The organism is Synechococcus sp. W4D4 (assembly GCF_047716805.1).
Taxonomy (GTDB): domain Bacteria; phylum Cyanobacteriota; class Cyanobacteriia; order PCC-6307; family Cyanobiaceae; genus Vulcanococcus.
The window spans coordinates 383694-396879 of record NZ_CP180404.1; the positions used below are offsets into that span (position 1 = coordinate 383694).

The following is a 13186-nucleotide window of genomic DNA, read 5'->3' on the forward strand; positions in this document are numbered from 1 at the left end:
TCTACTGAACTAAATCTATCAAGTAAGTGTTGATTTATCGGCTTGTTGTTGTGACTGGCTAAGGGACAAAACTTGTGAATCCAAGGCTTTTGTAGGTTGAATTATTGTTCTGGGAATTTGCAAGCTAAGTATTTCCGCCGACAGAATTGTGTTCCCGAGTATCCCTGTTGCCTGGCGTTGATGTTAGGGCAGTAACGGCAGCATTGGCTCTCGCTTGATTTCAGCGGGGAAGCGCGACCTTGAAGGAGCTGTTAGAGGATAGATTTGTGCCAATGGTTAAGTCGTTTTTGCTGGCATAAGTAAGCCAGGCGAAACAAGATGGCAGATCCGACCGCTGCACCTGTGTCACCGTTTTGGCAGTGGTAGCCAACAGAAGTTTTGAGGGCACTGAGGTTGTACCCCGCATCTAAGCCAAAGGTGTCTAGTGCTCTGCTTGCTGAGATGAATAAGCCATAGTCAAGGTTTGGAAGTGGGCTTCCCTCGCCGCAAGCAGTCAGGCAGCAACCACTCGCCCAAGAGTAACCATGGGTTCACTACCCGAAGATGCAAGCCAGCCTGAACCTGTGGAAGACGAGCAAAATTGAGAGCATCAGAGTCACCCAGCTGCATTATGCGATGGCCAATCAAGGTAAAGGTGGCAGTCGTGCTTGCTTATGGATTAGAGCGGAACAGGATTGACTTTCCAGATTTGTATGAGGAGAAAGAGGCTTATCAGCTACTTAGATGCTATTGGACTTGGCGCTAGCTGTCGTTAGTGAGTCGCCATGAACGCCAGCCTTTGCGAACAACCAGAAGACGTAATGAAAACATTGAAAGCCAAGCCACTAATATCGGCATTAGGACCAAAGCGTCCCTGCCAAAAAATTGATTTTGCAAGAACCAAAGAATAGTCAATAAAAAGCCACCCCCATATGCAATTTCCTCATAAGGTTCACCCGTGAAAACCTTTGGCTCATGTGCCGTTATCACATCCATAAGTATACCGCCACCAGTGCAAGTCAGAGCGGCTGAAATGGGCCACCAATACCATGGGAGTTCAGCTAATAAAGCGACTCTCGTTCCTATCACTGCAAAAGTAGCTAGTCCGATCGAATCGGCAACTATTAGCAGCTTGGAAGGCCATTTTGGTCGCACAGATACGCCAACGAAAAGTACCGCTAGGATAGCTATTAAGTATGAAGGGTCATTAAAGATAAATAGCGGCAGTCGTTCTCCACCAATGAGAAGATCGCGCACGACTCCACCTCCAACTGCGGGAAGCAAAGTCAAGATAAAAGCACCCCATAAACCATATTGCAGTCTCTTGGCTGTTAGGAAGCCATAAACAGCATAAGCAATGGTGCCAATCAGATCCCAGGGCTTAAGGCGAGACGATGTAAAGACTGACTCCAGCTGGGCTCGGCCATCATCGGTAAGAACTAATGGGTTGACACGTTGTATCCAGATTGCTAAGACAATAAAGGCTATGAGAATTAATGCCGACATCAAGCCCAATCGGGATTTGGCGACCTGCCCGCAGGCATTCGTTGGCTTGGGATAAATGAGGTTATTAGACTCGCGATGCTGCATTTTAAGAAAATCTTGAGGGCCAATAGGAATTAGATCGATAAGCGCAAGAAGGCAACGCGCGCCCCTCTACATCCGGCCAAGTCCTCCGAGCCTGTTGTTCTGCATGGGCCGTCAAGCTGTTTTGAGGCTTTTGCTTGGTGGAATGAAGATCGTGATCGCTAGCGCTAATGATGGGAAAAGCACCACCATTGCTCCGGTCTTGATGCCGATGATCAGGCTGATGGCGATGAGAACAGGTAGGACAAAGCAGCGACGCTTGAGCAGAATCCGGTTTAGTGAGAGCTGCTGTCTTCTCGACTTCTCCGCGTCCGTCGAATCACCAGGTTGACGGAGTTCGGTGTTCGCAAGATTCAGCAGAATAGAGTAAATCAGCAAAAGCAGGAAGAGTGCTGAGGATCGGATGGCCAACAGGATGCCAATGTCAGGGTCTTGGATCTCTCCAATCAGCGCCCCCAGAGAGAGATCTTGTACAAAATGTTCAAGCAGAAAGAACATCGGTGGGATGAGTGTTGATAGCCATAGGGTGCCCAGGGTGGATATTGAGCAGAGCTTAGATGGTCTGATATTTTGAACAAGGCTTTTATGAATCGACCAGATGTCGTAAATGACAATGGCGATTAGGAGGTATCCAGCCAGCTGCTGAATCACGATGAAGGCGACGCGGTCGGCTCTGAGCTCATGTGTAGACGCTTTTTCGATGATGTTGATGATGAGATCAGGCATCTCGAGCACCAGAAGCGTCAGGACAATGGCCTGAACCCCATCGATTAAGCCTGCATAGGCTTCGCCGCTCATTCCTTCCTTGATGACCTTGGATAAGTGCATGGCGACGCTTGCTTTTCACAGGATCAGAGAGACTCTGATCCTTCTTGTTTCGATATGGGAATGGTTGTTACCTTGTTTAAGGTTGTTGATTTCTGTATGTCTATTTCTTTGGTTGCTTCGCTGGGACCTGCATTGTTGGCCTAGCGAATCAGGTTCATTCCCAGGAATCCACGGCCCAGCCCTGAGCTGCGCTCGTTGAGATAGGTCAAGGCGATTTCGAAATCCATCAGGCCGGCCTCCTCAATGGCCTCTCTGCTGAGCTTGCCTTCACTTTGTGCGGCGTAGTTGGCGTAGATCTCTTCTTTGCGCGCGCCGAGGAAGCTCACCACTTCCTGGACAACAAAGTTTGCCCACTCGCTTTTGTCTTTCGCGCTGATGGCAGGACCTGGCATGGAGTGAGGGACGGGCGGTCGCACCAGTTTGGGGCGCTCAGCGCTGTCCCAGGAGCTCATCCCAACTCAGCCCATGGTTCTGGAGCGTTCGAGCAGGAATGGTGAAGCTGCGCTCCGGCCATTCCGGCCAGAGGGGGCGAGAGCCAAGGGTCTCGTGGTCGGGGGTGACCACCACGGGGACGGTGGTTTCCATTCAGGTCGAGATGGCATTTGCTAACCCCGTCAGCCTGCCTGCAATGACAGGATTGCGCTGCACACCAGACCACCGGCGGCTGTGCTCAAGGCAACAGCTCCTAGCCTGCGTACATGGCGTTTGAGCAGGTACAGCAGTTTTTTGCGCGGGTTCATGCTGAGCCCGCCCTACGGCAAGCGCTGGAAGAGGCCATGACGGCCGATGATGTGGCTCGCTTGGCCCAGGAGCTCGGCTTTGAGGTCTCAGGCAGTGACCTTCTTCGCTTTTCGGGGCGAACGGCGTCCGGTGTGACGGTCACCCGGATTGATCATCCAGGCGAATATCCCGGCCGATACGTCTAGAGCTCAGTCCTCCAGCCGCGGTCGTTGCTGCCGGTTGCGTTTGACATCGCCGCGCAGTTTTTTGCCTTCTAGACGCCTCCGTGTGGAGGCTTTTGAAGGCTTGGTGGCGCGCCGTGGTTTCGGGTCTGGTTTCAATCCGTCCCGGAGAGCCTCAGCCATTTTCTCCAGGGCCAGGCAGCGGTTTTGGTATTGCGAACGGTGCTCCGATGCGCGGATGCGGAGCACACTTGATCCCCTCAACTGCGTGAGACGTGATTGCAGCCGTTGTTTCTGAAAGGGGCCCAGAACCTTGCAGGCTTCGATGTCAAAGCTGAGCTCGACAGCGGTTTCCAGCTTGTTGACATTTTGTCCTCCAGGGCCTGCACTGCGACTAAACGACCACTGCAAATCCGCCGCTGGGATCACCAGCCTTGGATGAATCACAAGGTCAAGGTTTTGCGCCATGGAGAAGCTGAGGAAGGGACGCGATCAGTCCTCTTCCAGCCAGGCTCGAAAGGTGAGGACGCGTAAGCGCTGGACCTGACGCAGGCGCCGAACGCGATCCATCACGTAATAGGCCAAGCCGATGGCAAGGGCCGTGCGGATGAAATACCAGCTCAAGCTCCAGATGAAGACCCTGGCGAGGCTGAGGAAAGCAACCACCCCGAGCAAAATCCAGAGCGTCGAGAGAAGGAGCCGAATCAGTCCGCTGTTGCGTCGCGTCATTGGTTCTTTGCTTTCTCGATTTCCCTCCGTAGGGTTTTTAGCAGAGTTCATTGGAGTGAATGCCTTCGAAACCGCGCAATCGCATTGGTGAGGTGTATGGGCAACTCACCGTTGTGCGTGCGTCGGAGAAACGTTCCAAGGCAGGGAATGCCTACTGGTGGTGTCGCTGCAGCTGCGGCCAAGAGCGGGAGGTGCCAAGCGACAAGCTCTCCCACAACGTGGAGCGGAAGAAGCCCACGGTTCAGGCCTGCGCTGCTTGTTCCCGCGAGCTTCAGGTGGAGGCGGTCTGCGCGAAGAACGATCGAGAGGAGCGTCAGCGTCGGCGTGAGGCCTTGGCCAATCGCGAGGCCCTCAAGGGCACCGTTCCTGAAAGCTGGCTGGCCTTGCCCCTGACGGATGCCCATGCCCGCGAGCAGGGGCAGGTGTTGTTTTTTCGGGGTACCCGCTGCTTAAGGGATCACCTGGCTCCTTATCGCATTAATGGTGGTTGCTTGGCCTGCGCCGGCCAGCGGCCCTCGGCGACTATTCACTGAACTCCCGTTGGTCTGCTTGCCAGCGGCGCTCAAGGGAAGCGCGAACCTGCTCTGTGCTCGGTTCAGCCAGTTGCCGCCGGAAGGGCCGGGTTAGTCGCCAGAACTTGACCCCCGCAGCCAGGGCGAAGACTGCCCAGGGAACCAGCAGCCAAAGCTGATGCATGAGGGGGCCAGGGCGATCGGTCACGATCAGTCTCGCGGAGATTGGACCTGATCTGGTGCAAGAGGAACTGCGTTTTGTGATCACGCTGTTGTTGCTCGCGATCCTTCCGGTTGGGTTGCTGTTTTGGGCTTGGTTGCGTCTGCTCCCCTCCAAATCCAGATAGCTGTTTCAGAATGGCGCCAGCTCCAGATCTGCCATGACGGCTCAGCGCTCTCCTGAAAGCACCGGTGAAGGTCGTCAGGCACACGATTTCGACAGTCAGAAGGAGCTGCACAAGCAGATCCGCAACGATCCTGACTACGACGACTGGGAGTACGGGACTGAACCCCTGCCCCATGAGGCCTGGGCTAAAAAAAAGGCTGAAGAGAAGGCTTAAGCCGAGCGCCGCTTCGAACGCCTCTGGATCGGCCCAATCAGCAGCAAGCTGAGGCCGCAGGCCAGGGCGGTGGCCATCCAGAGGCTCATGCCATGGCCATGCTCATCCAGGAGCACCCCTGCCAGCAGGGGGGCAGCAAAGGCGCTCAGGGCAAAACACTGAGAGAACAGCGCCATCGCTAAGCCGCCGTGCCCTTGGGGACTGAGCTCAACCACCGCCTCAGTCGCCGTTGGCAGAAAGGCCGCCTCGCCAAGGGCCACCACGGCGAGCGCCACCACCACCAGGAGAATGCCGTGACTGCTCAGGGCTGAGGCGGCCAGGATCAGCGTCCCGGTGCTGAAGCAGACCAGGCTCAGCCCGAGGCCCACACCCACCGGGCGCAGGGCCAATGCTCTGCCGACGGGCCACTGAATCAGCACCAGGAGACCCAGTTTCAGCCCGATCAGCAGCGCGCTCCAACTCTCAGGCTGACCGGCTCGGTTGAGTCCGCCGCGCACGAGGTCCAAGGGCAGCGCGCTCTGCATCAGGGCTGGGATGGAGGTGGCGACGACCGAAATGCCGAGCATCGGCAACAGGGCTGGAAGCCATTGGCGCAGGGGGAGTTGTCCCTCTGCGCTCTCGCCGGCCCTGACGGCCCTGGGCAGGGGCTTGAGTAACAGCAGCGCTGCCAAGCCAAGTACCGCAGCGATGTCGATCCAGTAGACCCCTCGCAACTGTCCGGCGGCCGCCAGAAGTGAGCCTGTGAGTGTTCCGCTGGCCACACCTAAGGCATCGGCGCTGCGCACAAGCGCGTAGCCCTGGGCGGAGGGCAATGGGCTGGCGCATTGCGGCACGGCAAGCTCAACCGCCGGCCAGTAGAGACCGCCGGCCATGCCAATACAGAGTTGGCCAGCGACATAGCCCGCCATGGTGCTGGCCTGAAGCAAGAAGCCATCCCCCACGAAGCCACAGGCCGCTGCCATCAGCACCGGCGTTCCGCAACTGCGGCCTTGATCGAGCAGGGCACCGCTGATGAAACGTCCCACGGTGCCGGCCAGGGCGGCCAGGGCTAAGCCCAGTCCAATCGAGGAGGCGCTGAAGTCCTGTTGGTGAAACACCATCGGGGTGAGATACAAGATCCCACCGGCCCCAAAACTGGCGACCAGGCGAACACTGGCCAGTTCCCGCAGTGCCGGGGGAAACTGGTGCCACCAGCTCCAGCCTGTTGCCTGCATCCGTGGTTGAGCCAACCCGCTTGCGTCGCCGCCGTGCACTGTCCAGCAGTCTGCTGGCTGGAGTCCTCTCGCTGGGATCGCTGCTGGCCCTGCCACTGCGGGCCGCTGAACAACTGGACATCCACCTCGATGGGCTGGATCTCCCCCTCAACCTTGCGGAGCTCGAACGCTGGAGTCGTGATCCACTGGCACGCTCCGGAGAGTTGACGGTCTGGCTCAACCTGCTGGATCCTCAGAGCCAAGAGCAGTTGCACCGGCTGCTCAATGTCTCCCTGGTGCAACAGCGCAGCTTCACCCAACAGATGATGCGCAGTTGGGCCGGTCAGCGGGTCGCCGAAGAATTGGGTGTGTTGCTCAGCACGGAGAACGGCAATGCCGGTCCGCTGGTCCTCAGCACCCTCAACACCCTGCTCAAAGACCAGCAGCAGGTGACGGTGATGGAGCTGATGCGGGCACTCCCGGCCCGGCAGCTCACCATCAATCTCGATGGCCTCCAACAGCTCGCTAGAGGCTGGCGGCAACAGTTGTCTGATCAGGAAGCGGCCCTGCAGGCTCTGCAAACCCTGCCGCTGCCGCAGGGGACTCCGCTGTTACCCCTTTCCGATGGGGTTTTGTTGGAGCGGCAGCCCTCGCCGGCGGATCGGGCACTGCAGCGCTGGCGTCTGCCGGTCCCCCATCGCCAGCAGCCCCTGGAGCTCGAGCTCTGGCCTGTGCAAGGCGCCAAAACCTGGGTGCTGCTGATGCCCGGATTAGGGGGCAGCACCGATCAGTTGCGCTGGTTGGCCCAGGCACTGCATGAGCGGAACTGGCCCGTGGTGTTGCTCGATCACCCCGGCAGCAATGAGTTGGCCGTGCGCGAGCTTGTTCAGGGGCGCCGCTTACCCCCTGGAGCTGAGACCCTGCCCGGTCGGGTGCAAGACCTACAGGCTGTGGTGGCTGCTGCTCAGGCCGGTGGATTGCCCAAGTTGGGTCAGCGCGTTGTCCTGATGGGCCACTCCCTGGGGGGGCTGACGAGCTTGTTGGCGGCTGGCCTGCGTCCGGAACCGGGACTGCAGCGCCGTTGCAAGCGATCGCTTGCCGATCTGCCGTTAATCAATCTCTCGCGTCTCCTGCAGTGCCAGCTCCCTGAAGTGGCCCTGCCGCCGGTGCAACCGCTGGCCCAGCCGATTGCAGGGGTGGTGACCTTCAACGGCTTTGGCAGCTTGCTCTTTCCCCATCGCGGCCTGCGGGACCTGGATGTTCCCGTCTTCATGCTGGGGGGAAGTTTGGACTTGATTACGCCGCCCCTCAGTGAGCAGCTACGACTGTTCCTGCCAGATCCGAATCCCCGTAGCCGTCTGGTGCTGCTGGAGGGGGCGAGCCATTTCTCCCCTGTGCGGATGCAGGCTGGCGGTGAGGCTCCCCTGTTCAAGTTCGGCGAGGAGTGGGTTGGTGTGGATCCCACCCGGGTTCAGAACTTGATTTTGAGCTTGAGCAGTGAGTTTCTGTGGGGGCTGGATCAACCTGGGCTCAGGCGGGACTTGCCTCCCCAGCGGCGCGATCTCGGCGGGGTGAGTGCCTACGTGCTCGACCACGACCTGGCGAAGATTTGGCAGACCCGCATCGAGGTCAGAACTTCACGCGCGGATCCAACAGAGCTACCAGCAGGTCCACCAGAACGCTGACCGCCACGACGAGGCTGGCCACGACCACCACAATCCCTTGGACGACGGGGTAGTTGCGTTGGCTGATCGCTTCTTGAAGACGGAAAGCCACCCCAGGCCAGGAATAGGTCACCTCGATCAGCAGGGCCCCGCCGATCAAGGAGGCCACAGTGATGCCGGCAATGGTCAACACCGGCAGTAGGGCGTTGGGTAGGGCATGGCGGAGTACGACGCGGCGTTCACTGAGGCCGCGGCTGCGGGCTGCCTCCACGTAGTCGGAATCCAAGGCCCGCCGCAGATTGAGGCGCAGGGCGTTGGCAAAGATGCCGCTCAGCAGGATGCCCAAGGTGCTGGCCGGCAGCACCAGATGCCGGATCGTTCCCCAAAACTGCTGGCCATTGCCCTGCAGCAGGCTGTCGAGCAGGTAAAAACCACTGCCCTCAGGAGGAATCAAGGTGGCCGGGAAGCGTCCGCCCACTGGGAGCCAGCCCAGCCAGACCGCAAACACCAGTTGGACCATCATCGCGGCCCAAAACGGAGGCATGGCGTAGGTGCCGATGCCATAGAGCCGGGCCGAGAGGTCGAGCTTTCCCTCCGGTCGGGCGATGCCGCTGAAGCCCACGGCGAGTCCAACGACCGCCGCGATCAGCAGGGCCGTTAGGCCCAGCTCCAGGCTGGCGGGAAGGCTGCGGGCAATCACCGCCGTCACGGGCTCCTGGTTGGTCAGGGAGGTGCCTAACTGGCCGTGCAGGAGGTCATTGAGGTACTGGCCGTACTGCACCGGGAGGCTTTGATCGAGGCCCAGTTGCTGTCTCAGGGCCTCCCGTGCGGCCTGCGGCGCCCGTGGACCGAGCAGGGCATCGATGGGATCGCCAGGCGCTACTCGAAGCAGGAGGAACACCAGGCTGGCGATCAGCCAGAGCATCACGGGCACGAGGGCCAGACGGCTCAGCAGGTAGCCCCAGAGGTGATGGCGGCGGCTCATCGCTTGACCTGCTCCAGCTGCTGCAGGATCACCCGCCCAGAGCCATCAAATTGGGGCGCACGCAAGCTCCGTTGGCCCCAGGCGCGGGCATTGACCTGCCAGAGGGGAACAAACGAGGCCCCAATTGCGGTCTCCCGTTGGATCGTCAACAAGGTGGACCGGCGTGCCTGTCCAGAGCGGCTTTCACTGGCCTGGAGCTGTTGTTGCAGGCCGGGCTTGGTCCAGAAGCTTCCCGAATCAACGCTGCTGCCTGAGAGGCAATGGTCGCCTTCGCTTTTGCGGCAGCCCAGCAAGGGAGCCAGGTAGGTGTCGGGATCGGGGTAATCGCCAATCCAGTCGTAGATGATCATCGGAAAGACCCCCTGCGCCAGCTGCCGGTAGGCACTTGTGGACTCCACCCCGGTGATCTCCAGCCGGACGCAATCCCCCAGGTCCCGTCGCAATTGGGCCTGCCAGGTGAGGGCAAAAAGCCGATCGGAGGCATGGTTCGAGCGGAAGGTCAGCGGCAGGGTCAGTTGTTTCCCTGCGCAGAAGCCCTCATTGGTGTACAGCGCTCGAGCCGCTTTGGGGTCGTAGGCCGGCCAGCTCGGGGGCCGCGAGCCTGCGAGCGGCGGTGGCACAAGGGAACGGAGGGGTTCACTCATGCCAAAACTCACCCGTTGGCTGATCAGCCGGCGATCCAGGCTCAGGGCCACCGCTTGACGCAGCGTTCTGCGGTTGAAGGGCGGGCGTTGACTGTTGAGGGCCATCAAGGCGATCTCGATCGCCGGACCTTCTCCGCTGACTAGCTCACCGCGGGCAACGCGGGCATCGAGGGCCTGCTGCTGGTCGCTCTCGAGGCCACTAGAAATCAAGAGGTCCACTTCGCCGCTGACGAGGGAACCAAACAGCGCTGTGGAGTTGCTCAGGGTGATCAGGTTGATTCCAGCGTTCTTGGCGGGCTCACCCCAGTAGCCCGCAAACGGCAGCAACTGCTGTTTGCGCGGGCTGTAGCTCACCAAGCGGTAGGGACCGGTGCCGACAAAGCGCCCCGTCAAGGAGCGCTCGCTGTAGTCCTGGTAGGCCGTTGGTGAAACAGGGGTGAAGGTGATCGAACTCAGTAGGGCCGCCAGGGCGCGGTAGGGGCGCGTCAGACGGACTTCAATCGTGTACGGCCCCACGCTGCGAACCGAGCGGATTCGGTCATCCAGCAGGTAGCTGAGTTTTCCCAGTCGCCGAAAGCGATTGAGGTTGAACACCATCGCCTCGGCGTCGAAGCGGGTCCCGTCGTGGAAGCGAACGCCCTGGCGTAGGGGGATGCGAGCGCTGAGGCCGTCTGCGCTGAATCGCGGTAGAGCTGTGGCAAGCCTTGGCTGGAGTTGGCCTTGCCGATCGGCTGCGTAGAGCGGGTCGCCGACGGCGCTGAGCAATTGCGTTCCGGCCAACAAGTAGACATCCACCGGATCGACGGAGTCGAGGCTGCTCTTGTTGGCCACCACCAGTTGGCCGGCGGGATGGGGTGGTTGGCAGCCCATCAACAGCTGCAGGGCCGGCAGCATGGCCACTAGGCCGGCAACAGCAGGAAAGCGAGTGATGGGGCGCTTGGGCTAAGCGACCCCATTCAAGCCCCAAGACTTCAATTTGCGGGGCCGAGCGCTTGGCGGCCCGCGAGCTGTTGCAGAGAAATTTCAAAGACCGGGCAGCCGTGGCGGGCCAGGGGCCAACGCCGCACCCAGCAGCGGTCATGGCTGTCATCGATTCCCACCACTTGATAGGTGTGGGAATCACTGAACAGGGTGACGCAATCGCCCTGATGGACGTGGCGAGAGGGGCTTACTGAGGTCATGGCCAACGCAATAGTGAGGCCGAGGCTCAAACCAGCTGACCCGCCCAGGATTCCGCGTCGTTTGCGCTCAAAACGTTTGAAGAGCTACAAAACTGCGGTTGGGTCAGGGGAACGGCATCAACCGATCCCAAGACTCTGGCCCAGGTGCCCGGTCCGCTGCCACTACAACGTCGGCAGGCAGGCGGCGACGGCCTTCACCTCGGGAAGCGCCTTGATTGCCGCCAGGGCATTGGCAAAGTGCTGTTGCTTCACCTCATGGGTGATCACCACGATTTCGGCGTCGGTGGCTTCTCCGGAGGTTTCGAATTGGACGATGGAGCGGATGGAGACGCCCTGGTCGCCAAAGCAGCTTCCGATTCGCCCAATCACGCCTGCTTCATCACCGGTTTGCAGACGCACGTAGTGCCGCTGCAGGGTCTCACCGGCATCCACCAAGGCGCAGTTCCGCCAGCGGCTGGCCGCCAGCAGGGGGTCGAGTCCGCCGTTGTTACCGGTGGCAGCCCGGATGCCGGCGATGTTCAAGATGTCAGCCACCACAGCGGAAGCGGTGGGGCCGGACCCTGCTCCTGGGCCGTAGAACATCACCCGGCCGACGGGGTCGCCTTCCACCAGGATCGCGTTGTTCACGCCGTGGACCCCGGCCAAGGGGTGATCCTTGGGCAGAAGGGTGGGGCTGACCCGCACATCCAGTTGGACGGTGCCATCGCTGGCGGTGCCCAGATTTTTCGCTTGGGCCACGAGCTTCACGACATAGCCCAGTTGGTCGGCGTAGTTCACATCACAGCCATCCAGACGATCGATGCCTTCGGTCGGAATCGCGGCGCGCTCGATCGGGCCTCCATAGGCCAGGCCCGAGAGGATGGCGATTTTGTCGGCGGCATCACCACCGCCCACATCGGCGGCGGGATCGGCTTCGGCATAGCCCAGCCGTTGGGCATCGGCGAGCACCTCGGCATAGGCCGCGCCCTCATCCGCCATCCGGCTGAGGATGTAGTTGGTGGTGCCGTTGATGATCCCGCTCACCCGTTGGATCCGATTGCCGCCCAGGGATTGCTTGAGGGGCTCGATGATCGGGATTCCGCCGCCAACGGCGGCTTCGATCAGGACATAGACGCCTTTGTCGGCGGCGGCAGCAGCAATCTCTTCGCCGTGGCGGGCGATCACGGCCTTGTTGGCCGTGACGACTGGCTTTCCTGCCGCAATCGCCGCCAGAATCAAGCTGCGGGCGGGCTCGAGGCCACCCATGACTTCCACGACGATGTCCACCGCGGGGTCCTGAACGACCGCTTGGGGATCGGTGCAGAGAATCTCGCTGGGCAGTTCAATCGGCCGAGGGCGGTTGAGATCCCGCACGGCCACGCGTTTGAGCTCCAGATCCGCCACGAGCGGGTGGCGACCGTCTGGGGTCTGCAGGATTTCCGCAACGCCTGCTCCCACAGTGCCGAGCCCGAGCAAGCCGATGCCGATGGTCATCCTGTCGCCGATCTGAAAGGAGTGATCCTAGAAATTGGCCTTCCCGCTTTTAAGCCGCGGGGTTGAGGGCGCTGGCTTGGGCTTGCATCATCTTGAAGATGTTGAGAAAGCCATTGGCCCGAGACGGGGTCAGGCTTGCCTGCAGGCCGGTCTCACTCAAGAAGGCCGGATCAATGCCAGCCAGGGCGGCGGGATCGAGGCCCTCGGTGCCCTCGATCAAGAGGGCCAGTAGTCCTTTGGTAATGGCGGCGTCAGAGTCACCTTGCCAATGGAGTTTTCCGTCCACCAGCTGCCCCACGACGTAGACCTGAGAGACGCAGCCCTTGACCTTGAAGACGTCGTTGCGGAATTCCTCCGGCAGGGGCTCCAACTTCTTGGCGAGCCAGAGCACGTACTCGTAGCGCCGTTTGGGATCAGCGGTCCCTTTGAGGCGGTCCACGATTTGGTCGAGCTTCTGGCTGCCGGTGGCCATTAACGGTTGCGTCGAGTGCGCTGAAGTCCAAGCAGCATGGCAGTTGCACCGAAGGCACTGAGCCACAGCAGAGGTCGTGTCTGGGGACCAGTGCTGATTTGATCGACCTGGACTTGACCGGCCTGAACCGGCATCTCGAGGTAGTCGCGGTGGCCTGGGCCGCCATCCACCTGCAGTTCCCAGGCGCCTTGGCTGCCCATGGGCAGGGCGAAGCTCAGTCGCCCTGCCGCATCGGTCCGACCCAGGTCGTGCTGGCTGCCATCCGGGGCAATCAGGCGCACGACGGCATCGCTGGTGGGCTCTCCAGTGGAGAACTGGCTTTGGAGCACCAGTTGGCTATTGAGGCTCTCGAGCTGGCTGATGCTGCTCTCAATCCCATGGGCCTTGGCCGAATGGGCTGTTGCCCAGATCAGGACGGGAGTGAAGGCGCAGAGAACGAAGGTGGGTCGCATCTGCAATCAGGGCTGCTGCTCAGGA

18 protein-coding genes are annotated in these 13186 nt (G+C 60.3%); 4 read left to right on the plus strand and 14 right to left on the minus strand.

All coding sequences use genetic code 11. The annotated features are described in order from the left end of the window. Positions 1-741: 741 nt before the first annotated feature. The 4 genes from ACLM42_RS02135 to ACLM42_RS02150 form a co-directional block, all read right to left on the minus strand. Positions 742-1485, minus strand: a complete 744-nt coding sequence (locus tag ACLM42_RS02135) for a trimeric intracellular cation channel family protein (RefSeq protein WP_415399585.1) — start codon at positions 1483-1485, stop codon at positions 742-744. A gap of 195 nt (positions 1486-1680) precedes the next feature. Further along, positions 1681-2394 (minus strand): TMEM175 family protein, encoded by a 714-nt coding sequence (locus ACLM42_RS02140; protein WP_247911548.1) that lies wholly within the window; start codon positions 2392-2394, stop codon positions 1681-1683. Between the two features lie 140 nt (positions 2395-2534). Continuing rightward, positions 2535-2786 carry a hypothetical protein gene (locus ACLM42_RS02145; RefSeq protein WP_247911547.1) on the minus strand — a complete coding sequence of 84 codons (252 nt, stop codon included), beginning with the start codon at positions 2784-2786 and terminating at the stop codon, positions 2535-2537. A gap of 37 nt (positions 2787-2823) precedes the next feature. After that, positions 2824-2979 (minus strand): hypothetical protein, encoded by a 156-nt coding sequence (locus ACLM42_RS02150; RefSeq protein ID WP_247911546.1) that lies wholly within the window; start codon positions 2977-2979, stop codon positions 2824-2826. A gap of 113 nt (positions 2980-3092) precedes the next feature. Here ACLM42_RS02150 and ACLM42_RS02155 point away from each other — a divergent pair, with 113 nt between their 5' ends. Then, a complete protein-coding gene (locus ACLM42_RS02155; protein ID WP_415399586.1) occupies positions 3093-3320 on the plus strand; it encodes a Nif11-like leader peptide family natural product precursor in 228 nt (75 codons plus the stop codon). A 3-nt stretch (positions 3321-3323) separates the two neighbouring features. On the opposite strand, the gene arfB is transcribed toward ACLM42_RS02155, so the two are convergent. Together arfB and ACLM42_RS02165 are read right to left on the minus strand one after the other, a co-directional pair. Continuing rightward, positions 3324-3764, minus strand: coding sequence for an alternative ribosome rescue aminoacyl-tRNA hydrolase ArfB (gene arfB / locus ACLM42_RS02160; protein WP_247911544.1), 441 nt, complete (start codon positions 3762-3764; stop codon positions 3324-3326). Positions 3765-3788: 24 nt separating this feature from the next. Continuing rightward, positions 3789-4025: a hypothetical protein gene (locus ACLM42_RS02165; protein WP_415399587.1), complete on the minus strand. Its 237-nt coding sequence runs from the start codon at positions 4023-4025 to the stop codon at positions 3789-3791. 59 nt (positions 4026-4084) lie between these two features. On the opposite strand from ACLM42_RS02165, the gene ACLM42_RS02170 reads away from it, so the two are divergent. After that, positions 4085-4558, plus strand: a complete 474-nt coding sequence (locus ACLM42_RS02170) for an early protein (E6) (protein WP_247911542.1) — start codon at positions 4085-4087, stop codon at positions 4556-4558. Here the strand turns inward: ACLM42_RS02170 and ACLM42_RS02175 are convergent. Continuing rightward, a complete protein-coding gene (locus ACLM42_RS02175; RefSeq protein ID WP_415399588.1) occupies positions 4548-4721 on the minus strand; it encodes a hypothetical protein in 174 nt (57 codons plus the stop codon). The genes ACLM42_RS02170 and ACLM42_RS02175 overlap by 11 nt on opposite strands. Before the next feature lie 196 nt (positions 4722-4917). On the opposite strand from ACLM42_RS02175, the gene ACLM42_RS02180 reads away from it, so the two are divergent. Beyond that, complete coding sequence (locus ACLM42_RS02180; RefSeq protein ID WP_247911540.1) at positions 4918-5097, plus strand: hypothetical protein; 180 nt, start codon at positions 4918-4920, stop codon at positions 5095-5097. On the opposite strand, the gene ACLM42_RS02185 is transcribed toward ACLM42_RS02180, so the two are convergent. Then, entirely contained in the window at positions 5094-6311 is a 1218-nt protein-coding gene (locus ACLM42_RS02185) for an MFS transporter (protein WP_415399589.1), read from the minus strand. The genes ACLM42_RS02180 and ACLM42_RS02185 overlap by 4 nt on opposite strands. Before the next feature lie 2 nt (positions 6312-6313). Here ACLM42_RS02185 and ACLM42_RS02190 point away from each other — a divergent pair, with 2 nt between their 5' ends. Further along, positions 6314-7975 carry an alpha/beta hydrolase gene (locus ACLM42_RS02190; protein WP_415399590.1) on the plus strand — a complete coding sequence of 554 codons (1662 nt, stop codon included), beginning with the start codon at positions 6314-6316 and terminating at the stop codon, positions 7973-7975. Here the strand turns inward: ACLM42_RS02190 and ACLM42_RS02195 are convergent. The 6 genes from ACLM42_RS02195 to ACLM42_RS02220 form a co-directional block, all read right to left on the minus strand. After that, on the minus strand, positions 7920-8939 hold the full coding sequence (locus ACLM42_RS02195) for an ABC transporter permease (protein ID WP_247911537.1): 1020 nt from the start codon (positions 8937-8939) through the stop codon (positions 7920-7922). The two genes, ACLM42_RS02190 and ACLM42_RS02195, sit on opposite strands and share 56 nt — an antisense overlap. Further along, positions 8936-10477 carry an ABC transporter substrate-binding protein gene (locus ACLM42_RS02200; protein ID WP_415399591.1) on the minus strand — a complete coding sequence of 514 codons (1542 nt, stop codon included), beginning with the start codon at positions 10475-10477 and terminating at the stop codon, positions 8936-8938. Before ACLM42_RS02200 ends, ACLM42_RS02195 begins: the two co-directional genes overlap by 4 nt. Before the next feature lie 77 nt (positions 10478-10554). Beyond that, the gene (locus tag ACLM42_RS02205; protein ID WP_415399592.1) at positions 10555-10764 is read right to left on the minus strand and encodes a hypothetical protein; all 210 of its coding nucleotides are present in this window, start codon (positions 10762-10764) and stop codon (positions 10555-10557) included. 162 nt (positions 10765-10926) lie between these two features. Continuing rightward, the gene (locus ACLM42_RS02210; RefSeq protein WP_415399593.1) at positions 10927-12237 is read right to left on the minus strand and encodes a homoserine dehydrogenase; all 1311 of its coding nucleotides are present in this window, start codon (positions 12235-12237) and stop codon (positions 10927-10929) included. A 49-nt stretch (positions 12238-12286) separates the two neighbouring features. Then, positions 12287-12709 carry a SufE family protein gene (locus ACLM42_RS02215; protein WP_247911533.1) on the minus strand — a complete coding sequence of 141 codons (423 nt, stop codon included), beginning with the start codon at positions 12707-12709 and terminating at the stop codon, positions 12287-12289. Beyond that, a complete protein-coding gene (locus tag ACLM42_RS02220; protein WP_415399594.1) occupies positions 12709-13161 on the minus strand; it encodes a hypothetical protein in 453 nt (150 codons plus the stop codon). Before ACLM42_RS02220 ends, ACLM42_RS02215 begins: the two co-directional genes overlap by 1 nt. Positions 13162-13186 lie beyond the last annotated feature (25 nt).

Excerpts from the sequence above, each read along its gene's own strand:
- ACLM42_RS02135 (WP_415399585.1), bottom strand. The coding sequence starts at position 1,485 with ATGTCGGCATTAATTCTCATAGCCTTTATTGTCTTAGCAATCTGGATA.
- ACLM42_RS02140 (WP_247911548.1), bottom strand. The coding sequence starts at position 2,394 with ATGCACTTATCCAAGGTCATCAAGGAAGGAATGAGCGGCGAAGCCTAT.
- ACLM42_RS02145 (WP_247911547.1), bottom strand. The coding sequence starts at position 2,786 with ATGCCAGGTCCTGCCATCAGCGCGAAAGACAAAAGCGAGTGGGCAAAC.
- ACLM42_RS02150 (WP_247911546.1), bottom strand. The coding sequence starts at position 2,979 with ATGGAAACCACCGTCCCCGTGGTGGTCACCCCCGACCACGAGACCCTT.
- ACLM42_RS02155 (WP_415399586.1), top strand. The coding sequence starts at position 3,093 with ATGGCGTTTGAGCAGGTACAGCAGTTTTTTGCGCGGGTTCATGCTGAG.
- arfB (WP_247911544.1), bottom strand. The coding sequence starts at position 3,764 with ATGGCGCAAAACCTTGACCTTGTGATTCATCCAAGGCTGGTGATCCCA.
- ACLM42_RS02165 (WP_415399587.1), bottom strand. The coding sequence starts at position 4,025 with ATGACGCGACGCAACAGCGGACTGATTCGGCTCCTTCTCTCGACGCTC.
- ACLM42_RS02170 (WP_247911542.1), top strand. The coding sequence starts at position 4,085 with ATGCCTTCGAAACCGCGCAATCGCATTGGTGAGGTGTATGGGCAACTC.
- ACLM42_RS02175 (WP_415399588.1), bottom strand. The coding sequence starts at position 4,721 with ATGCATCAGCTTTGGCTGCTGGTTCCCTGGGCAGTCTTCGCCCTGGCT.
- ACLM42_RS02180 (WP_247911540.1), top strand. The coding sequence starts at position 4,918 with ATGACGGCTCAGCGCTCTCCTGAAAGCACCGGTGAAGGTCGTCAGGCA.
- ACLM42_RS02185 (WP_415399589.1), bottom strand. The coding sequence starts at position 6,311 with ATGCAGGCAACAGGCTGGAGCTGGTGGCACCAGTTTCCCCCGGCACTG.
- ACLM42_RS02195 (WP_247911537.1), bottom strand. The coding sequence starts at position 8,939 with ATGAGCCGCCGCCATCACCTCTGGGGCTACCTGCTGAGCCGTCTGGCC.
- ACLM42_RS02200 (WP_415399591.1), bottom strand. The coding sequence starts at position 10,477 with ATGCTGCCGGCCCTGCAGCTGTTGATGGGCTGCCAACCACCCCATCCC.
- ACLM42_RS02205 (WP_415399592.1), bottom strand. The coding sequence starts at position 10,764 with ATGACCTCAGTAAGCCCCTCTCGCCACGTCCATCAGGGCGATTGCGTC.
- ACLM42_RS02210 (WP_415399593.1), bottom strand. The coding sequence starts at position 12,237 with ATGACCATCGGCATCGGCTTGCTCGGGCTCGGCACTGTGGGAGCAGGC.
- ACLM42_RS02215 (WP_247911533.1), bottom strand. The coding sequence starts at position 12,709 with ATGGCCACCGGCAGCCAGAAGCTCGACCAAATCGTGGACCGCCTCAAA.
- ACLM42_RS02220 (WP_415399594.1), bottom strand. The coding sequence starts at position 13,161 with ATGCGACCCACCTTCGTTCTCTGCGCCTTCACTCCCGTCCTGATCTGG.